Source organism: Anaeromyxobacter dehalogenans 2CP-C, assembly GCF_000013385.1.
Classification (GTDB): domain Bacteria; phylum Myxococcota; class Myxococcia; order Myxococcales; family Anaeromyxobacteraceae; genus Anaeromyxobacter; species Anaeromyxobacter dehalogenans_B.
The window spans coordinates 1,410,779-1,429,774 of sequence record NC_007760.1; the positions used below are offsets into that span (position 1 = coordinate 1,410,779).

15 protein-coding genes are annotated in these 18,996 nt (G+C 73.9%); 5 read left to right on the forward strand and 10 right to left on the reverse strand.

The annotated features are described in order from the left end of the window. Positions 1–43 precede the first annotated feature (43 nt). Positions 44–1,876, forward strand: coding sequence for a PEGA domain-containing protein (locus tag ADEH_RS06290; RefSeq protein ID WP_041453363.1), 1,833 nt, complete (start codon positions 44–46; stop codon positions 1,874–1,876). A gap of 113 nt (positions 1,877–1,989) precedes the next feature. On the opposite strand, the gene ADEH_RS06295 is transcribed toward ADEH_RS06290, so the two are convergent. The 3 genes from ADEH_RS06295 to ADEH_RS06305 all read right to left on the reverse strand — a co-directional run bounded on the left by ADEH_RS06295 (position 1,990) and on the right by ADEH_RS06305 (position 5,655). Further along, entirely contained in the window at positions 1,990–2,481 is a 492-nt protein-coding gene (locus ADEH_RS06295) for an FKBP-type peptidyl-prolyl cis-trans isomerase (RefSeq protein WP_011420277.1), read from the reverse strand. 111 nt (positions 2,482–2,592) lie between these two features. Further along, entirely contained in the window at positions 2,593–4,878 is a 2,286-nt protein-coding gene (locus ADEH_RS06300) for a glutamine amidotransferase (protein WP_011420278.1), read from the reverse strand. Positions 4,879–4,884: 6 nt separating this feature from the next. Further along, positions 4,885–5,655, reverse strand: coding sequence for a DUF4159 domain-containing protein (locus ADEH_RS06305; RefSeq protein ID WP_011420279.1), 771 nt, complete (start codon positions 5,653–5,655; stop codon positions 4,885–4,887). A gap of 133 nt (positions 5,656–5,788) precedes the next feature. Here ADEH_RS06305 and ADEH_RS06310 point away from each other — a divergent pair, with 133 nt between their 5' ends. Together ADEH_RS06310 and ADEH_RS06315 are read left to right on the forward strand one after the other, a co-directional pair. Then, a complete protein-coding gene (locus ADEH_RS06310) occupies positions 5,789–6,046 on the forward strand; it encodes a hypothetical protein (protein ID WP_041453364.1) in 258 nt (85 codons plus the stop codon). Next, positions 6,043–6,705: a hypothetical protein gene (locus ADEH_RS06315; protein WP_011420280.1), complete on the forward strand. Its 663-nt coding sequence runs from the start codon at positions 6,043–6,045 to the stop codon at positions 6,703–6,705. The genes ADEH_RS06310 and ADEH_RS06315 overlap by 4 nt, the downstream gene beginning before the upstream one ends. Positions 6,706–6,720: 15 nt before the next feature. On the opposite strand, the gene ADEH_RS06320 is transcribed toward ADEH_RS06315, so the two are convergent. After that, entirely contained in the window at positions 6,721–7,689 is a 969-nt protein-coding gene (locus ADEH_RS06320; protein ID WP_011420281.1) for a sigma-70 family RNA polymerase sigma factor, read from the reverse strand. A 208-nt stretch (positions 7,690–7,897) separates the two neighbouring features. Here ADEH_RS06320 and ADEH_RS06325 point away from each other — a divergent pair, with 208 nt between their 5' ends. Together ADEH_RS06325 and ADEH_RS06330 are read left to right on the forward strand one after the other, a co-directional pair. Further along, a complete protein-coding gene (locus ADEH_RS06325) occupies positions 7,898–9,784 on the forward strand; it encodes a DEAD/DEAH box helicase (protein WP_011420282.1) in 1,887 nt (628 codons plus the stop codon). A gap of 76 nt (positions 9,785–9,860) precedes the next feature. Then, positions 9,861–11,180 carry a PAS domain S-box protein gene (locus tag ADEH_RS06330; protein ID WP_011420283.1) on the forward strand — a complete coding sequence of 440 codons (1,320 nt, stop codon included), beginning with the start codon at positions 9,861–9,863 and terminating at the stop codon, positions 11,178–11,180. On the opposite strand, the gene ADEH_RS06335 is transcribed toward ADEH_RS06330, so the two are convergent. The 6 genes from ADEH_RS06335 to ruvX form a co-directional block, all read right to left on the reverse strand. Further along, positions 11,177–12,490, reverse strand: a complete 1,314-nt coding sequence (locus ADEH_RS06335) for a M23 family metallopeptidase (RefSeq protein ID WP_011420284.1) — start codon at positions 12,488–12,490, stop codon at positions 11,177–11,179. The two genes, ADEH_RS06330 and ADEH_RS06335, sit on opposite strands and share 4 nt — an antisense overlap. 60 nt (positions 12,491–12,550) lie before the next feature. Continuing rightward, positions 12,551–14,050, reverse strand: coding sequence for a SpoVR family protein (locus tag ADEH_RS06340; RefSeq protein ID WP_011420285.1), 1,500 nt, complete (start codon positions 14,048–14,050; stop codon positions 12,551–12,553). Between the two features lie 6 nt (positions 14,051–14,056). After that, positions 14,057–15,163 (reverse strand): DUF444 family protein, encoded by a 1,107-nt coding sequence (locus ADEH_RS06345; protein WP_011420286.1) that lies wholly within the window; start codon positions 15,161–15,163, stop codon positions 14,057–14,059. A gap of 127 nt (positions 15,164–15,290) precedes the next feature. Beyond that, positions 15,291–17,363, reverse strand: a complete 2,073-nt coding sequence (locus ADEH_RS06350; RefSeq protein ID WP_011420287.1) for a PrkA family serine protein kinase — start codon at positions 17,361–17,363, stop codon at positions 15,291–15,293. A 180-nt stretch (positions 17,364–17,543) separates the two neighbouring features. Further along, on the reverse strand, positions 17,544–18,575 hold the full coding sequence (mltG, locus tag ADEH_RS06355) for an endolytic transglycosylase MltG (protein ID WP_011420288.1): 1,032 nt from the start codon (positions 18,573–18,575) through the stop codon (positions 17,544–17,546). Further along, positions 18,572–18,985, reverse strand: coding sequence for a Holliday junction resolvase RuvX (ruvX, locus tag ADEH_RS06360; RefSeq protein WP_011420289.1), 414 nt, complete (start codon positions 18,983–18,985; stop codon positions 18,572–18,574). Before ruvX ends, mltG begins: the two co-directional genes overlap by 4 nt. Positions 18,986–18,996 lie beyond the last annotated feature (11 nt).

The window sequence follows — 18,996 nt, forward strand, 5'->3', positions numbered from 1 at the left end:
ACCGGGGACGCGCCTTCCGGCGGTCCCTTGCTAATATCCGCGCGTGACCGCGAACGAACGCTTCCAGGTGATCACGCCCCTGCACGACGCCGCCGGCTGGCGGCGCGCCCTCGCGGTGGACCGGCGCGGGGGCGCCCCGCGCGCCGTGGTGCTCGCGTACGCGCCGGCCGCGCTCACCGACGACCCGGCGCGGCTCGCCGCGCTGGTGCGCGACGCCGAGGCGGCCGCGCGGGTGCACCACCCCAACGCCGTCCCGGTGCTCGGCCTGGAGACGCTCGGCGAGGCGCTGGTGGCGGTGGAGGCGCACCGGCGCGGCGCCACGCTGCGCGCGCTCCTGGACGGCGGGGGCCGCCTGCCGCCGGAGCTGGTCCTCCGCGCCGGGCTCGACGCGTGCGCGGCGCTCGCCGCCGTCCACGCCGTGGACGCGGGCGAGGGCCAGCCGCTCGCGCACGGCGCGCTCGCGCCGGAGCGGGTGCTGGTGGCCGACGACGGGTCCTGCCTGGTGTCGGGGCTCGGCACCGGCGGCGCCGGGTGCCCGGCCGGCGACCTGCGCGCCCTCGGCGCGATCCTGCACGAGTGCCTCGCCGGCGAGCCGCCCGCGGCGGTACCGGCGCCGCTGGAGGGGCCGGGGATCCCGCCGGCGCTCGCCGCGGTCGTGGACCGCGCGCTCGGCGCCGGCGGCCAGGAGCCGTTCGCGTCGGCGGAGGCGCTGGGCGAGGCGCTGGCGGGCGCGCTGCCCGCCGCGCCGCCGGAGGCCATGGCGGCGTACCTCGAGGCGATCCTGCCGGCCGGGGAGGGCGAGCGCGGCGAGGTGCTGCGCATGGTGGCCCGCGCGCTCTCGCCGGCCGGCGCCGAGCGCGCCGTGCCGGTGCGGCCCGCGCCGGAGATCACCGCCGAGGTCTCGGCGGAGCTGCTGGCGCCGGCCCCGGCGCGGCGTCCGGCGGTGGTGGCCCAGCCGCCCTCGGTCGCGGTCGCCGCCGCGGCGACCGCCGCGCCCGCGCCGGCGCCGGCGTCCGCGATGGCGTCCGGGATGGCGCCCGCGACGACGGCCGCGACGCTCGCGGCGCCGGTCAACGCCGCCGTCCCGGCCGGCAACGCAGCGGCCGCGGCCCAGCCTGCGATCACGCCGGCGCAGCCGCCCGCGCCCGTGTCGCTCGCGCCCCCGCCCGACGCGGCCATCACGTTCGCCGCGCCCGCCCCGCCCCCGCGGTCCGCGCTGCCGGTGGTGCTCGGGATCGCGGTGGCCATGGCCGGCGTCGGCTTCGGCATCGGGTTCGTGCTGTCCCGCGGCCAGCCGCGCGCGACGCCCGCCGCCGTCGCGCCGGTCGCCGCCGCCCCGGCCCCGACCCCGGCGGCCGCGGCGCCGCCGGTCCCCCGCGCCGAGGCGCCCGCCCCCGCGCCCGAGCCTCCGTCCGACGCGGCGCCCGCGCAGGCCGTGCCCGCCGCACCCGAGCCGCGCCGCGCGGCGCCGGCCCCGGCGCCCTCGCTCGCGATCACCGCCGAGCCGGAGGGAGACGTCTACGTGGACGGCAAGCGGGTGGGCCGGAGCCCGGTGACCGTGCCGGTGCCGAGGGGCGACCACCGGGTCCGGCTGCGCAACGCGGCCGAGGGCGTGGACGTGCAGAAGCGCGTCACCGCGCGCGGGCCGGGCACGCCGGTGCGCTTCGCGCTCGGGCGCGGCGTGCTCGCCGTGACGGCGCCGGCCGGCACGGAGGTCCGGGTGGACGGGCGGCGCGTCGGGGAGGGGAGCGTGAAGGTCCAGCTCTGGGAGGGCGCCCACCAGGTGGAGGCCCGCCTCGGCGACGCCCGCGTGCAGGAGCGCTTCGAGCTGCGGCCGAACGAGACCTGGACCTACGCGGTCACGCCGACGCCGTGAGGCCGCGGTCGCCCGGCGCGTCGCCCGCTCGCCCCTCGACAGGCTCGGGGTGAGCGGGCGTCATCGAGCTCCGCTCAGGGTGAGCCCCGTCGAGCCATGAGCGAGGCGCGCGGTCAGTGCTCGTGCCCGTGGCCCTCGGGACCGTGGGCGTGGCCGTGCTCCAGCTCCTCGGCGGTCGCGGCGCGGACGTCGCGCACCTTCACGTCGAAGTGCAGCGTCTTGCCGGCGAGCGGGTGGTTGAGGTCGATCACCACCGACTCCGGCTTCACCTCGCGGATCGCGAACGGCACCGGCTCGCCGTCCGCGCCCTCGGCGGTCAGCTCCATGCCGACCTGCGGATCGAAGCCGGGCGGGAACGCCTTGCGCGGCACCTCCTGCACGCCGCGGGGATCGTGCTCGCCGTAGCCGTCGGCCGGCGCGACCACCACCGTGCGCGACTCGCCCACGTCCACGCCCTCGAGCGCCGACTCCAGGCCGGGGACGATCTGCCCCTCGCCGTGGAGATAGGTGAGCGGCTCGCCCGGCTCGGACTGGTCCACGACCTTCCCGTCCCCGAGGTGCAGCGAGTAATCGAGGCCGACGACGCTGCCCTTCGCGATCTTCATGGGCCCTCCTGAGGCCGTGGAGCTCGGGACGGCGGTGCGCCTCCCTGCGGCCGGTATTTCCCGGTCGGGGCCCGCCTGGCAAGCAAATACGACGATGGGTCCGCGGCCCGCCTACCAGTAGCCCCACCGCCGGCGGAGCACCCACTCGGCCGTCAGCACCGCCGCGAGGCCCGCGAGCGTCCACCAGCGATCCCAGATCGGCACGGCCTTCCGCCGGCCGATCTCGACGACCTCCGGATCAGCGAGCGCGAGGTCGGGCAGGTCGCCGCCGGGCAGCGCGGAGTACGCGCCGCCGGTCGCCTCCGAGACCGCCTGCAGGAGCTCCGGCCGCGGCGCCGCGTCGGCGTCCTCCGGCCCGGCGCCGCGCACCGCCACCGCGGCGCTGGCCGGGTCCGCGACGCCCTCGGCGCGCGAGACCACCCGGTAGGCGCCCGGGCCGGGCGGCACCAGCTCGATCCGCGCCGTCCCGTCCTCGCCCGCCACCGCCTCGCCGTGCGCCACCGTGCGCCCGTCCTCGGAGACCAGGTCCGCCGAGACCTTCTTCCCGGCGGCGGGGCCCCAGTCCGGCCCGCGCGCGGTGACGGTGAGCCCCACCGGCGCGCCGGGCTCGACCGACGGCGCGTCGGGCTCGACCTGCAGCGGCCCGAGCGACGGATCGCGCACCAGCCAGCGCAGCGCGCCGTTCCAGAAGCGCAGGTACGCGCGGTTGCCCTGGCCGCCCTCGGCGGCGAGGAAGCCCCAGCGCCAGGTGGCGTCGGTGGCCACCGCCAGCGTGCGCCCCTGGCCCACCTCGCGCACCGCCACCAGCGGCGCCGCGCGCCCGCCCACGCTCACGGCGGGCGCCTCGAGCAGCACCGACGCGCCGGCGCCCGCGGGCAGCGCGCGGGTGAGGTTGACCGCGGTGACCGGCGGCAGGCTCGCCCACGCGGCCTCGTTCGGCCCCTCGCCCGGCGCGAGCGCCGTGACCGGGTGCCGCTTGCCCTCGGCGGTCAGCCGGGGCCGGAACTCGCCCTCCGCCTCGCTGGTGCCGTCGAGCGGGGCGACCGGGAGCACCTCGGCGAGCGGCGTCTGCCCGTAGCGCCCGTCGCCGAAGCTCTGCTCGCCGCCGACCATCGCGAGCGCGCCGCCGCCGCGCACGTAGTCGCGGAGGTTCGGCAGGTAGCGATCGATCTCCAGGCCGCGGTACGGGCCGTAGGCGAAGTCCACGAACAGCACCGCGTCGAACGTCCGGAGCTGCTCGCCGAAGATCTCCCCCACCGGGAACGGGATGAGCGAGAGGTCCTCCTGCGGGCCCGGCTGGTCGGCGTTGGTCCGCAGGATGAAGAAGCTCACCAGGTCCACGTTGGGATCCTGCTTCAGGAGCCCGCGCAGGAAGCGCACGTCCCAGCTCGGCCGGCCCGCCACCATCAGCACGCGGACGCGATCGCGGATGACGCGGAGCACGAACGAGCGCTGGTTGTTCTCGGTCACCGCCTCGCCGGGCAGCACCGGCGCGGCCAGCGTGAACACGAAGGTGCCGGTCTGGTCGGGCGCGAAGGAGAGCGGCACCGAGTAGCGCTCCTTCCCCGGCTCGAGCCGCACCGTCGCCTGCGCCACCACCGCCCCCTCGCGCCGGAGCACGACGCGGACGTCCTGGGCCTCGAGGCCGCGCGCGCGCAGCGTCGCCTCGACGGTCACGGTGTTGCGGACGAACGCGAAGTCGTCCACCGCCACGCGCTCCACCGCCAGGTCGCGCGGCGCGCTCCGCCCCACCGCCACCGCGCTCACCGGCACGCCGAGCGCGCGCAGCCGGGCGCGCGTCGCCCCCGAGAGCCCGTCCGCGAGCGCCGCGTTGTCCGCGCCGTCGGACACCACCAGCGCGCCGGCCAGCCGGCGGCTGGACGCGCCCGCGCCCGAGGTCACCGCCTCGAGCGCGCCGAGCAGGTCGGTGCGGCCGGCGGCGGGCTCGAGGCCGCGCACCGCCTGCGCCGGATCCACCGGCGCCACCTCGCCGCCGAACCCGTACCACTCGAGGTCCACCCGGTCGGCGAGCCGCTCCAGCTCGGCCCGGTGGTCGCGCAGGAACGCGCCGGCCGCCGCCGCGCGGGAGGGCCCGCCCGGCTCGAGCGGGAACGCCATCGAGCGCGACGCGTCCACCAGCACCGCGAACCGGTTGCGCACCCGCGCGGTCTGGAGCAGCTCCAGCGCGGGCTCGGCGAGCAGCGCCAGCGCGAGCAGCGCCGCCAGCGCGCGGAGCGCGACGAGCGCGGCCTTGCGCGCGCGGCGCGGCTCGCCGGCGAGGCCGCGCCAGGCGAGCGCGATCGAGGCGAGCGCCGCCACGCCGAGCAGGGCGAGCGCCCAGGCCGGGAGCGGGGTGAGGGCGGTGAGCCGCCAGGCGTTGAAGGTCCCGCCGTCCACCGCCGCCTAGCTCCGCCGCCGGAGGATGAACGGCAGGTGCACCGCGTCGTCCTTGTAGTCGGTGCAGAGCGCGTACATCGCCAGGTTCACGCCGGCGCGGAACGCCGCCTCGCGCTGCGCCTCGCCGCCGGGGGTGCACGGGTACTCCCAGTCGCCCAGCTCGCTCCGCGCCCAGGCGCCGCCCAGGTCGTTCTGCGAGTAGACCACCGCCAGCCGCCCGTCGATGGCCTGCGCCTCCAGCCACGGCTTCACCAGCACGCGGCCGCCCTGCCGGTCGAGCAGGTAGAACGTCTTGTGGAGCACGTGCTCGCGCGCCACCGGCTGCAGCGGCGAGGCGGGCAGCACCTGCGCGAGCTCGCGCCGCACCGCCGCGTCGAAGCCCGCGCCGTCCGACGCGTCGGCCGAGTCCACCAGCAGGAACCCGCCGTACATGAGGTGGCGCCGGAGCGCGGCCCGCTCCGCCTCCGAGAACGGGGGCAGCCCGCCGGAGCCGGCCAGGTAGAGCATGGGGTGGCGGTGCAGGCCCGGGCGATCGAGGCGGACCGGCGCCGCGTCGGCGGCGGGCTCGATCGAGGTCCGCCGACCGAGCTCCCAGCCCAGGCGGCGGAGCGCGGTGGGCCGCGGGTTCCAGTTGCCGCCGTGCTGGACGTGGCCGATCTGGAGCATCGCGTCCGGGGTGAGCGCGCGCGCGCCGCGGGGCAGCGCGGCCGCGACGGCCGCGGCGGCGGCGCCCTGCAGGAACCGTCGGCGCGAGGTGGGGCGCGAGGGGCGGGGCATCGGGATGGGTCAGCATCGCCGGCGGCCGGACCGCGCCGCGGGCCCCCACAGTCTAGGCCGGGTCGCGCCGGGACGCCCGCACAACCCGCGCCGCGGCCGGGCCCGGCGGAGGCCCGTGCTACAGTCCGCCGCCATGTCGCGCAGGGACAGGGGGAGCACCGGCCCGGCCGGGCGGATCGGCGAGCTGCTGGGGGCGGGGGACCACCGGGGCGCCGCCGTCGAGGCGCGGCGGGTGCTGGCCGATCCGGGCGCCGGCGAGGCGGCCCGGCGGACGGCCGGGGACGCGCTGGCCTCGTTGAGGCCCGACCCCGCCGCGGTGGCGGTCGGCGCCGCCGGGGTGCTCGTCGCCGTGGCGCTGACGCTCTGGACCGTGCTGGGGGCGGGCGGGTGACGCCGGCGCTCGCGGCCTCGGTGCCGGCTGGGCCGGTGGCCGACGCGCTGGCGGCGCTGGTGCGGCTCGCGCTGGCGGCCCGCGCGTTCGGCTGGCCGCTGGGCCTGGCGCTGGTGGTCGTGGGCCTCGCGGCGCTGCTCGCCTCCGACCGCCTGCGGCGCCCCGCCGCGGCGGTGGGCGGCGCGGCGGTGGGGGTGCTCGCGGCGCTGGCCGCCCGGCGGCTCCTCGGCCCGCAGCTCGAGCTCTCCCCGGCCGCGTCGGCCGGGCTGGGCGCGGCCGTGCTGGGCGCGGCGTGCGCGGCGATGCCGCCGCTCTTCCCGGCCGCGGCCGCGGCGCTCGCCGGCGCGCTGGCCGGGGTTCACCTGCCCATCGGCGGGCGGGCGGCGGTCGGGGCCGGGCTGGGCGCGCTCGCGGCGGCGCTGCTCGCGCTGGCCGCGTCGCGCGCCGTCGCGGTGGTGCTGTGCGCGCTCGCCGGCGGCCTCGCGCTCGGCGTCGGCCTGCTGGCGGCCGCGGGCACGCGGCCGCTCGCCGCGGAGCTGGCGCTCCGGCCGTTCGCGCTGCTCGGGTTCGCGGTGGTGGCGGGGGTGGCCGGCGCGGCGTTCCAGCTCGCGCGCGGCGCCGACGCGGCGCGCCCGCGGCCCGGCGCGCTGCGCGAGTAGGCGCGGCGGCGGCGGTCAGGACTCGGGCGGCCCGAGCAGCTCGAAGTCCGGGATCTCGGCGCGCAGGAACTCGCGCAGCCGGCCGGTCAGCTTGGCCTCGATCTGGCGGGCGCGCTCGCGGGTGAGCCGGAAGTGGTCGCCCACCTCCTGCAGCGTGAGCGGCGGCGTGCCGTCGGGCGGGAGCAGGCGGTGCTCGAAGATGTACCGCTCCTTCTCGTCGGTGAGCGTCCCGGAGAACGCGTCCAGCTTCTCGCGGAAGATCCGCCGGAGCTGCTCGTCGCCGAGCGCCGCGTCGGGCGCCTGGCCGCCGTCGTCGGCGAGGCGGTCGAGGCGGTTCTGGCGCCCGTCGTCGCCCTCGGTGCCGACCGGCGCGTCCAGCGAGAGGTCGTCCGCGGCCATGCGCGCGCTCATCTCCTCCACGTCCTTCTCCTCGACCTGGAGGTTCTTCGCGAGCAGCCGCGGCGTCGGCTCGATGCCGCGCGCGAGCAGCTTCTCGCGCTCCTTGGAGAGGTTGAAGAAGAGCTTGCGCTGCGCCTGGGTGGTCCCGAGCTTCACCAGGCGCCAGTTCTCCATGATGAAGCGGATGATGTACGCGCGGATCCACCAGGCCGCGTAGGACGAGAGCTTCACGCCCTTCCACGGGTCGTACTTCTTCACCGCCTGCATGAGCCCGAGGTTGCCCTCCTGGACGAGGTCCAGGAGCTGGAACGCGGTGCGGCGGTACTCGTGCGCGATCTTCACCACCAGGCGAAGGTTCGACGCGACCAGCTTGTAGGCGGCGTCCACGTCCCCGGTCTCGCGGTACTGGACGGCGAGCGCGTGCTCCTCGTCGCGCGAGAGCACCGGGTGGCGCGCCACCTCGGCCATGTACGCGCGGAGCGGGTCGTAGCGGACCAGCCCGCCCTCGGAGCGGTCGCGCGCCTCCCCGGCGGCTGGGAGCGCCGGGCGGCCCTGCGTGGAGCGGTGGCGCCTCTCGTCCGACATGGGGAGTCCGGGCCTGCCACGGGAACTGGCGGCCGCGCAAGTGCGTTGTGATATAGGTGTCGCGCCTCGCGCGCAAGGCGCGAGACGACACGTCGGCGCATGGCGGTTTTCGCGGAGCGGCGCGGGCCCCGATCACGCATCGGGGCTGGCGCGGTACCAGGCGAGCCCGCCATGCGTCGCTCCCAACTCCAACGGAGTGAGTGACAGCATGGAAGAAGTCCACGGCGAGGCGCCCTCGGCGGCGCCCTCTGACTACGTCTCCGAGGCGTCGTTCGACGACATGGGGCTCTCGGAGCCGGTGCGGCGCGCGGTCGCGGAGCACGGGTACACCAAGCCGACCCCGGTCCAGTCCGCGACGTTCCGGCCCATCCGCGACGGCAAGGACGTCATCGTCCGGTCCAAGACCGGCACCGGCAAGACCGCCGCGTTCACCATCCCCATCCTCGAGCGCATCCCCGACGGCCGCCGCAAGCCCTCGGCGCTCGTCATGTGCCCGACCCGCGAGCTCGCCATCCAGGTGGCCGAGGAGGTCACCGCGCTGGCGAAGCACCGCGACCTCGGCGTGGTGACGATCTACGGCGGCGCCTCGATGGGCGACCAGCTCGACAAGCTGAAGGCCGGCGCGGAGATCGTGGTCGGCACCCCCGGCCGCATCTACGACCACATCCGCCGCAAGACCCTCCGGCTCGAGGAGGTGATGGTCTGCTGCCTCGACGAGGCGGACGAGATGCTGAACATGGGGTTCTTCGAGGAGGTGACGCGCATCCTCGACCACCTCCCCGCGGACGTGCAGCAGCTGCTCTTCTCCGCCACCGTCCCGGCGGACATCGAGCAGATCATCCACGACTACCTCACCGACCCGGAGACGATCCTGCTCTCCGGCGACGAGTACAAGGTCGAGAACATCAACAACGTGATGTACCCGACCGTGGACGCGTACCCGAAGCCGCGCAACCTCCTCTACATGATCGGCATGGAGGAGCCCGAGGCGGCGATCATCTTCTGCAACACGCGCAGCGACACCTCGCTCGTCACCGCGGTGCTGAACCGCAACGGCTACGACGCCGAGCTGCTGAACGGCGACCTGCCGCAGAAGGAGCGCGAGCGGGTGATGGCCAAGGTGAAGCGGGGAGAGGTCCGCTTCATGGTCGCGACCGACATCGCGGCCCGCGGCATCGACATCTCCGACCTCTCGCACGTCATCAACTACTCGCTGCCCGAGGATCCGGCGGTGTTCCTGCACCGGGTGGGCCGCACGGGCCGCATCGGCAAGAAGGGCACCAGCCTCTCGCTCGTGTCCGGCGGCGACCTGCACACGCTGACCGCGCTGCAGAAGAAGTACGAGATCGTCTTCGAGAAGAAGGCGCTCCCCACGCCGGAGGAGGCGCGGAAGATCTGGACCGACCGCCACGTCGCCGTCCTGAAGGACGCGATGAGCTCGTCGATCTTCGAGGCCTACATCCCGCTCGCCCAGGAGCTGCGCAACCGGCCCGACGGCGAGTACCTGATCTCCTTCGCGCTCAAGTACTTCTTCACGCACCAGCGCATGGAGAAGGCGCAGGACCGCGAGAAGGCCGAGCACAAGCGCACCGAGCACGAGCGCCGCGTGCAGCCCGAGGTCCGCGAGGCGGCCGAGGGCCGGCGCGAGGGGGGCGAGGGCCGGCACGACGTCGGCCGGGAGCGCTCGCGCGACCGCGACCGCGGCCGGGATCGGGAGCGCGGTGAGCGCGGCCGCCGCGGCGGGCGCGATCGCGAGGCGAAGGCCGGCGTCCGGGGCGAGTCCCTGCCGGCAGCCAACGGCGAGGTCACCCCCGCCGTCGAGGTGGCCGCCGAGGCCGGATCGTCCTCGGCGCCGCCGCGGGCCCGCGTGTTCGTGACGCTCGGCGAGCAGGACGGCGCGGACGAGGCCAGGGTGCGCGAGGCGCTCCGGGCGCTCGCGCCGGAGCTCGAGCCGGTCGCCGTGGAGGTGCGCCGCTCGCACAGCTACGTAGACGTCCCGCCCGCCGCGCTGGAGGCCGCCGTGGCCGCCCTGGACGGCAAGGAGTGGAACGGCAAGAAGCTCGCCGCCGAGAAGGCCCGCCGCCGGCGGCGCTGACCCGGAGGCGGCAGGGACGCCACGCGTCCGTGGGGCTTGGGGGAACACCCCGGATCGGTATGATCCGGAGACCCCCATGCCCTTCGCCACCACCCCCGAGCTGCTGCGCGAGCTCGCCACGCTGTACCGCCGCATCGCGGAGCTCGAGGCCGGCGCCGGCATGCGCGCAGGCTCCGGCGCGCCGGCGGACGCCGCCCGCGACGTCGATCACCTCGGCGACGGCCTGCACGCCGCGGTGGCCGAGTTCTCCGACGACGTCATCGGCGTCCTCACCCCCGCCGCCGACATCCTCTACGTGAGCGACGGGATCGAGCGGCTCCTCGGCTACCGCGCCGGCGAGCTCGTCGGCCGCAACGCCTGGGCGTTCGTCGAGCCGGAGGACGTCGCCAGCATGGCGAGCGCGCGGTCCACGCCGCTCGACGACGGCGTGCCCATCGAGGTCCGCGCGCGCCACGCCGACGGCTCGGTCCGGTGGCTCGAGTTCGCGGCGCGGGCCTGGCCGCGGGGCGCGCCCCGCCTCATCGTGGCGCGCTGGCGCGACGCCCAGCGCCACCGCGAGCCCGCAGCGGCCGGCTCGGACGAGGCGAGGCGCGCGGCCGAGCTGCGCCGCAGCGCCGCGGTGTCGCGCATCTCCCAGCTCGCGCTCGGGCTCCCCGAGGTGCAGGACGTGCTCGACGCGGCCGCCGCGCTGGCGGCCTCGGCGCTGGGGCTGCCGGCGGGCGCGTTCCTGGAGGTGGCCGACGGCGGGCTGCGCGTGCGCGCGGCCTCGGGCTTCCCCGACGGCGCGCGCGGGCGTGGCGTGCCGAGCGTGATGACGCTGGCGGGGCTGGCGCACGCGAGCGGCGCGCCGGCGCGGGCGCCGGACCTGGCCCGGGACGGGCGGCTGGCGGACGCGCTCCTCGCCTCGGCGGGCGCGGGCTGCGCCCTGGCGGTGCCGGTGCGCGGGAGCGGGCGCGCCCACGGGGTCCTGCTGGTGGCCGGCCCGGCGCCCCGGGCGTTCGAGCGCGAGGAGCTGAGCTTCCTCGAGACGGTCGCGAACGTGGTGGCCACCGCGGTGGACGCCCGGGCCGCGGCCGAGGCGCTGCGCGGGCGCGAGCGGCTGGCGCGCGCGGTGTTCGCGAGCGCGCGGGACGGGATGATCATCGTGGACGGCGAGGGGCGCTGCGTGGACGCGAACCCGGCCGCGGAGCGGCTGCTGGGGGCGTCGCTCGAGGCGCTGCGCGGGCGCCGTCCGGCGGAGGTGCTCCAGAGCGCGCTCGACCTGTCCGGCGCGGCGGCGGACCACGGCGTCGCGACCGTGGCGACGCCGAGCGGCGCGCGCGCGCTGGAGTGGACGCTGGTGCCCGGGATGCTCCCCGGGCTCTCGCTGGCGGTGCTGCGCGGCCGGAGCGGCTAGTTGAGCGCCACCGGCTCGCCGGCGAGGCGGGCCCGGGTGGGCGCGATCTTCTCGGCGAAGTCGGCGGCCCACTTCGCCGGGATGGGCGCGTCGCGCGGGATCTGCAGCCGGAGCGGGTTCACGAAGGACCCGCCGCGCTTCACCGCGAAGTGCAGGTGCGGGCCGGTCGAGAGGCCGGTGGAGCCGACGTACCCGATCACCTGCTTCTGCGAGACCGCCTTGCCGGCCGAGACCGCGACGGCGGAGAGGTGGCAGTAGACCGACTCCAGGCCGTTGCGGTGCTTCAGCACCACCGCCTTGCCGCAGCCGCCCTTCCAGCCCGCCTCGCGGACCTGGCCGTCCCCGACCGCCCAGACCGGCGTGCCGGTGGGCGCGCCGTAGTCCACGCCCTGGTGGGCGCGGACGTACCCGAGCAGCGGGTGGTTGCGCATCCCGAAGCCGGAGGTGACGCGCGCGAGCTTGAGCGGAGACTTCAGGAAGCCGCGCCGCGCGCTGTTGCCGTTGTCGTCGTAGTAGCTGGTGTGGCCGTCCGGATCGGTGTAGCGGAACAGGCGCTTGCGCCCGGCCGCCTCGCCCTTGTACTCGGCCGCCAGCACCTCGCCGTAGCGGAGCAGCTTGCCGTCGGCGAGCACCTTCTCGACCACCATGGTCATCGCGTCGCCGGCGCGGACGTCCTGGTAGAAGTCCACGTCCCATGCCAGCACGTCCGAGGCGAGCACCGCCAGCTCCGGATCCTCGCCGGCGCGCTCCAGCGACGCCCACAGCGAGCCCTCCACCTTCACCGCCACGCGGGCCACCTCGGTGGTCAGCTCGACCGGGCGCTTGCGGGCCTCGAAGGAGCCGTCCTCCTTGCGCTCCACCGTCCACTCGTCCGCCGGGCCCTGCCGGTAGCTGAACCGGTGCAGCTCGCCGTCGTCGTCGCGGCGCTCCACCCGGAGCTGGTCGCCGGGGCGGGCGCGGTGGAACGGGAACAGGCCCTTCAGCGAGGCCACCACCGCGTTCACCTGCGCCATCGGGACGTCGAGCTTCACGAGCGCCTGCGCCAGCGTCTGGTTGCGCGCGAGCCGGACCGTCACCGCCCGGAACCGCTCCGCCGGCGTCGGCTTGTGCGGCGCGAGCGTGGCGGTGGTGGGCGCGGGCACCATGGCCGCGGCCTCGGGCGCCGCGGCGGCGGGCGTGCCGGGAACGGTGCGGAGGCCGCCGGTGGCGCCGGCGAGCGCGACGATCAGGAGGGCGAGGAAGCCGGCGCCGGCGAGGAACACGGGGAGCCGCCGGCGGCCGGGGGCGTCGTCGAAGCGAGGTACTTGCATCGGCGCGGGAATCTAGCAGGCGAGGAAGGGAACCGGAAGCTCCGAGTCGACCACCTCGGCCTACAGGTCGGCCCGCCGGTCCGAGTGCTCCTTGCCGTCGAACCGGAAGATGGTGCCCCGGCCCTCCACCTTCGTGTGGAGGTTGACCGGCCTGCGCCACAGGGACTGCACGTGGCGGAGGGTGTCGCGGGCGTAGTCGAGCTTCAGGTCCACCCCGTCGTGCTTGTGGACCAGGTAGAGCTCGCCCCGGTTCTCCCAGTTGCCGTCCTCGACCGCGATGAGCGGCTGCCCGAAGTTGGTGAGCATGTGGAGGAGCTTCTCCTTCACCTTGCGGAACTCGCGCTCCATGATCTCCCACCGCTGGTGCTTCTCGTTGTAGCCGAAGGTGAAGAGCCGCTGCTGGATGCAGAACTCCAGGCTCAGGAACTCGTCGATGAAGGTGACGTCGTTGTAGTGCTTGCGCACCTCGAAGATCTTCTCGCGCCCCACCCCGAGCTGCTTGTCCCAGTGCTTGCGCGCCACGAAGGAGTCGCACTCGTCGTACTCCTTCCCGAAGCGCCCCTTGTTCCAGCGGTCCTCGATGTCGCGCCACAGCTCCACCCCCAGCTTGTACGGGTTGAGCTGGCCGGGGTGGGTGGCGAGCGTGCCGGAGTGGTGGTCGGCGTAGTCGATGACCTCGGAGGCGTCGAGCGCCTTCTCGGTCATGATCTTGGAGTGCCAGTAGGTGGCCCACCCCTCGTTCATGATCTTGGTCTGGCCCTGCGGCGCGAAGTAGTAGGCCTCCTCGCGGATGATCGAGAGCACGTCGTGCTCCCAGCGCTCGAGCGGCGCGTGCTCGAGCAGGAACAGCAGCACGTCGCGCTCGGCCCGCTCCGGGAACTTCTTCTTGCGCGCGGCCTCCTCGTCCAGCTTCCGCTGCTGCTCCTGCATGAACTCGCGCGGGTTGATGTACTCGCGCATGTACTCGCGCTCGTTCTTGAACCCCTGGGCCACCTGCCGCTCCGCGCCCTCGCCCTCGACGTCGGGCCGGTCCGGCCGCCGCTTCACGTACGGTGACTGGTAGTCGATCAGGTTCTCGATGGAGAGGCAGCGGTCGATGAAGTCCTCGACCAGCTCGACGCCGAGCTTGTCCTGGTAGCGGCGCACGCGGGTGGCGTGGTTCGCCATCTGGTCCATCATCTTCCGGTTGGTGTGTCGGAACATGAAGTTGTTCTTGAAGAAGTCCACGTGCCCGAAGACGTGGGCCATCACCAGCTTCTGGTCCACGTCCATGTTGGACTCGAGCAGGTACGCGTACGAGGGGTCGTTGTTGATGACCATCTCGTAGATCTTCGACAGCCCGTACTCGTACCCCTTCGACAGCCGCTCGTAGTCCATCCCGAAGCGCCAGTGCGGGTAGCGGTTCGGGAAGCCGCCGTACGCGGCCACCATGTTGATCTCGTCGAACCCGAGCACCTCGAAGACGGTGTCGAAGAAGTCGAGCCCGTAGGCGCGCGCGTAGCCCTCCACGCGGTTGCGGATGTCGTGCAGGTGCGACGGGAGCTGGGTGTGCTTGTCCATGCGCGCCTACTTCCCGGTGCCGAGGAACGTCTTGATGGAGGCGTAGATCGCGTCCTTGTCGGCGATCTCGGAGAGCGCCACGTTCTCGCGCGGCCCGACGGTCTCCTTCAGGTCCTTGATGAACTGGCCGGAGCCGTACGGGCTCTCCACCTGCCCGTAGCAGAACAGGTTCACCGCCGGGAGGATCCGCTTCTGCAGCAGCTCCACGCACAGGCGGGTGTCGTCGGCGCTCCAGTTGTCGCCGTCGGAGAAGTGGAACGGGTAGACGTTCCAGGAGGTGGGCGCGTACTCGGTCTCGATCATCTCGAGCGCGAGCTTGTAGGCGGACGAGATCATGGTCCCGCCCGACTCGCGCGTGTGGAAGAACGTGTCGCGGTCCACCTCGCGCGCCACCGCGTCGTGGATGATGTAGCGGCTCTCCAGGCCCTTGTAGTGCTTCCGCAGCCAGGTATCGATCCAGAAGGACTCGATGCGGACGATCTCCTTCTGCTCGTCGCCCATCGAGCCGGAGACGTCCATCATGTAGATGACGACCGCGTTGGTCTCCGGGAGCGGGACCTGCTTCCAGGTGCGGTAGCGGCGGTCCTCGCGCACCGGGACGATCACCGGGCGGCGCCAGTTGTACGAGCCGCTCGCGATCTGGCGCCGCAGCGCCTGCTTGTAGGTGCGCTTGAAGTGGCGCAGCGACTCCGGGCCGCTGGGCGCGACGCCGGTGTACTTGAGGCGGGTCGCGATGATGCGGTCCTTGCCGCGCGGCTCGATGCGGGGGAGGGCGAGCTCCTCGCCGAGGATGTCGGCCAGCTCGTCGAGCGGGACGTCCACCTCGAGGATGTGCTGCCCCTCGCCCTGGCCGGCCTGGCCGCTGCCGGCCTGCCCGTCGCCGGGCGAGAGCGGGTCGCCGGGCTCGCCGTCGCCCTGGCCGACGCCGCCCTGCGAGCGCTCGCCGAAGCGGAAGTGCGGGATGTCGATGGTCGGGATCGGGATGGTGATGAAGTCCTTCCCCTTCTTCCCGACCATCTCTCCCTTCTGGACGTACTTCTTGAGGTTGCTCTTGATCCGGCCGCGCACGATGTCGCGGAAGCGGGCGTGGTCCTGCTTGATCTTCAGGGACATGGTCGGCCCGTCCTCGCTGTCGTTCCTCGCCCGGTCCTATCCCCGCTCAGCCTGAGCTCGTCGAAGGCCGCTCAGCCTGAGCCTGTCGAAGGCCGCTCAGCCTGAGCCTGTCGAAGGCCGAGGGCCGCTACTCCTTCGCGTCGCCGCGCGCGAAGATCGACGCGACGAAGTTGAGGACGTCGGTGGAGCACACCTCGCAGTAGCCGTAGTTCTTGATGAGCCGCTGCTTCACCACGTCGATCTTCTCCTGCGTCTCCCGGTCCACCACCGAGGCCACCAGGTTCTTCAGCTTGATCGAGTCCTTCTGGTCCTCGAACAGCTTCAGCTCGAGCGCCTTGTGCAGCCGCTCGTTCGTCCGGTAGTTGAAGGTCTTCCCCTCGATGGCGAGCGCGCCGATGTAGTTCATGATCTCGCGGCGGAAGTCGTCCTTCCGGCTCTCCGCGATGTCGATCTTCTCCTCGATCGACCGCATCAGCCGCTCGTCGGGCTCCTCGTACTGGCCGGTGTACTTGTTGCGGACCTTCTCGCGCTGCGTGTACGCCTTGATGTTGTCGATGTAGTTGGCGCAGAGCTTGGTGATCGCGTCCTCGTCCGCGCTGATGGCGCGCTGGACCTCGTTCTTCACCACGTCCTCGTACTCGCGCTTCACGTCGGTGAGCAGCTCGCGGAACCGCTTGCGCTGCTCCTCCGAGGAGATGAGCGAGTGCTGCCGGAGCCCGGCCTCCAGCTCGTTCAGGACCATGAACGGGTTCACGCACCCGTCGCCCTTGTCCGAGACCAGCGCGTTCGAGATCTTGTCCTGCACGTAGCGGGGGCTGATGCCCTCCATGCCCTCGCGCAGCGCCTCCTTGCGCAGCTCCTTGATGTTGTCCTCGGTGAAGTTCGGCAGCGACTTGCCGTTGTAGAGCTTCAGCTTCTGGACCAGCGTGAGGTTGTGCTTCTTCGGCTCCTCGAGCCGGGTGAGCACGCCCCACATCGCGGCCATCTCCAGCGTGTGCGGCGCGATGTGCTTCCCGCGGATCTTGTGGCTGTTGTAGTCGCGCTCGTAGATCTTCACCTCCTCGTCGAGGCGGGAGATGTACGGGATGTCGATCTTGACGGTGCGATCCCGGAGCGCCTCCATGAACTCGTTCGACTGGAGCTTCTTGTACTCGGGCTCGTTGGTGTGCCCGATGATGACCTCGTCGATGTCGGTCTGCGGGAACTTCTTCGGCTTGATCTTGTGCTCCTGCGTGGCGCCGAGCAGGTCGTAGAGGAACGCCACGTCGAGCTTCAGGATCTCCACGAACTCGATGATGCCGCGGTTCGCGATGTTGAACTCGCCGTCGAAGTTGAACGCGCGCGGGTCCGAGTCGGAGCCGTACTCGGCGATCTTCCGGTAGTTGATGTCGCCGGTGAGCTCGGTCGAGTCCTGGTTCTTCTCGTCCTTGGGCTGGAACGTGCCGATGCCGACGCGGTCCTTCTCGGAGAGGATGAGCCGGCGCACGCGCACGTGCTGCATCACCTTCTCCCAGTCGCCCTTGTACTCCGTCATCAGGTCCTTGAAGACGAAGCGGCAGGCCGGGCACAGGTCGCCGGTGTCCGGGATGGCGTAGCCGCCCTCGGGCGCGGCCAGCTCGGCGATCACCTTGCCGCGCCACTCGTGCGGCACGAGGTGCAGCGGCTCCTCGTGCATGGGGCAGGGCATCACCTCGCGGCGCTTCTGCCCGTCGAGGTTGGTGCGCTCGATGTCCCACGCGAACGTGTAGAGCGCGCCCTCCGGGGTCTTGGAGTACGCCTCCAGCCCCTTCTTGAGCAGGCGCGCGATGGTGGACTTGGACGAGCCCACCGGGCCGTGCAGCAGGATGACGCGCTTCTCGGTGCCGTAGCCCTGCGCCGCGCTCTTGAACACGTTCACGAGCTTCATGAGCGCGATGTCGAGCCCGTAGATCGCGTCCTTCCCGCCGAAGTCCGGGTCGGTGAAGAAGTTGTACCGGATGAGCTTCTTCTTGTTGTCGATGTACTCGGTCTTCCCGTGCGACAGGATCATGTCGTAGACGCGCTGGAAGGCCGTGCGGGTGACCTTCGGGTTCTGCCGCACGATCCCGAGATAGTCCTCGAACGAGCCCTCCCAGTGCTGCTCCGAGTACCCCTGCCGGTCCTGCAGGGCCGCGATCCGGTTCACCCACCCCGACGTCGTCATTTCCCGAGGCTCGCGCATCTCGCTCCCTCTGTGTCTGGGCTCGGCGCACGCGCGCCGACCCAAGGAGCATAAGGAGCGGAGGAGCGGGCTGCAGACCGCGGGGCCGGCGGGAGACGCACGCCCAATGGGGCCTGCAGGCAGGCGGCGAGGCGGGTCCCCCCGTGCGCGGCACCGCGCCGGCGAGGCGGCCGGCGGGGGTCAGCGGGCGCGGCGGAAGAACTCGACCTGCCACGCGCGCACGGCCGCGTTGTGGCAGGCGAGCGTCGGGCAGAACACGTGGGTGCCGTCGTTGCGCGACACGAAGTAGAGGTCGGAGCAGGTGGCCGGCGCGAGCGCCGCCTGCAGGGCCGCGGCGCCCGCGTTCGCGATCGGGCCGGGCGGCAGCCCGGCGGTCGTGTACGTGTTGTACGGGTGGGTCGCCAGCAGGTCGGCCTTGGAGATGTTCTTGGACCAGCGGCCGGTGCGCAGGAGCGTGGCGTACATGACCGTCGGGTCGGTCCCGAGCCGCATCCCGAGCCGCAGCCGGTTGTGGAACACGCAGGCGATGCGGGCGCGCTCCGCCGGCTGCCCGGTCTCCTTCTCGACGATCGAGGCGAGCGTCGCGGCCTCGCCCATCGACAGCGTCACGCCCGGTCTCCGGGCGGCGTCGGCGCGCGCGTACTCCTCCTTGAACCGCTCCACCATCTCCTCGGCGATGGTGCGCGCGGTGACGCCGCGCGCGAACGTGTACGTGTCGGGGAAGAGGAACCCCTCCAGGTTCGCGTAGGGGAGCCCGAGCGCGCGGGCGGTGCCGGGATCGTGCGCCACCGCGGCAAAGTCCTCGGCGCGCGCGAGGCCGCTGCGCCCGACGATCTCCGCGATCTCGTCCATGCGCAGCCCCTCGGGCACCGTGAAGCGGTAGAGCTTCACCTGGCCCTGGTAGACCTTGTCCAGCACCTGGTCCGGCGTGAGCGGGCCGGAGAACGCGTACTCGCCCGCGCGGAGCCGGCGGGGATCGCGCTTCACCCACCGGAAATACCGCCAGGCCCGCGTCTCGTCGGAGAGCACGCCGGACTGGGCCAGCGACCGGATCACCGCGCGCGCCGGGGCGCCGCTCGGCACCACCACCGTCTTCTCCTCGGGGCTGCCGTACGCCGTCGCCGCGAACGACTGCAGGTCGCGCCAGGCGAGCGCCGCCCACGCGGCGGCCGCGAGCGCGAGGAGCACGAGCAGGGTGACGAGCTTCCTCATGGCGCCCTCCGGTCCAGCCAGCCCTGCAGGATGACGGCCGCGGCCTCGGCGTCCACCTGGCCGCGCTGGTCGCGCGCCGATACGCCGCGCGCGCGCAGGCGCGACTCCGCCTCGAACGACGAGAGCCGCTCGTCGAACAGCTCGACCGGCACGCCGAGCGCAGCCTCCAGCCGCGGCGCGAACCCCCGGGCCAGCCGTGCCGACGGGCCCTCGGTGCCGTCCATGTTGAGCGGGAGCCCCACGACGGCGCGGGTGACCTCGTAGTCGCGGGCCACCTCTGCGATGGCGGCCAGGTCCTCGGCCTCGCCGCGGCGGACCACGGTGGTCACCGCGCGGGCGGTCCGCAGGATCTCGTCGGCCACGGCCAGGCCGATCCGGACCCGCCCCAGGTCGACGCCGAGCGTGCGCATGGCGCGGCAAT

What these genes read in the sequence shown, in the direction of transcription:
- ADEH_RS06295 (WP_011420277.1), bottom strand. Translation starts at nt 2,481, where the DNA reads ATGAAGATCGCGAAGGGCAGCGTCGTCGGCCTCGATTACTCGCTGCAC.
- ADEH_RS06305 (WP_011420279.1), bottom strand. Translation starts at nt 5,655, where the DNA reads ATGCCCCGCCCCTCGCGCCCCACCTCGCGCCGACGGTTCCTGCAGGGC.
- ADEH_RS06310 (WP_041453364.1), top strand. Translation starts at nt 5,789, where the DNA reads ATGTCGCGCAGGGACAGGGGGAGCACCGGCCCGGCCGGGCGGATCGGC.
- ADEH_RS06320 (WP_011420281.1), bottom strand. Translation starts at nt 7,689, where the DNA reads ATGTCGGACGAGAGGCGCCACCGCTCCACGCAGGGCCGCCCGGCGCTC.
- ADEH_RS06325 (WP_011420282.1), top strand. Translation starts at nt 7,898, where the DNA reads ATGGAAGAAGTCCACGGCGAGGCGCCCTCGGCGGCGCCCTCTGACTAC.
- ADEH_RS06330 (WP_011420283.1), top strand. Translation starts at nt 9,861, where the DNA reads ATGCCCTTCGCCACCACCCCCGAGCTGCTGCGCGAGCTCGCCACGCTG.
- ADEH_RS06335 (WP_011420284.1), bottom strand. Translation starts at nt 12,490, where the DNA reads ATGCAAGTACCTCGCTTCGACGACGCCCCCGGCCGCCGGCGGCTCCCC.
- ADEH_RS06340 (WP_011420285.1), bottom strand. Translation starts at nt 14,050, where the DNA reads ATGGACAAGCACACCCAGCTCCCGTCGCACCTGCACGACATCCGCAAC.
- ADEH_RS06345 (WP_011420286.1), bottom strand. Translation starts at nt 15,163, where the DNA reads ATGTCCCTGAAGATCAAGCAGGACCACGCCCGCTTCCGCGACATCGTG.
- ADEH_RS06350 (WP_011420287.1), bottom strand. Translation starts at nt 17,363, where the DNA reads ATGCGCGAGCCTCGGGAAATGACGACGTCGGGGTGGGTGAACCGGATC.
- mltG (WP_011420288.1), bottom strand. Translation starts at nt 18,575, where the DNA reads ATGAGGAAGCTCGTCACCCTGCTCGTGCTCCTCGCGCTCGCGGCCGCC.
- ruvX (WP_011420289.1), bottom strand. Translation starts at nt 18,985, where the DNA reads ATGCGCACGCTCGGCGTCGACCTGGGGCGGGTCCGGATCGGCCTGGCC.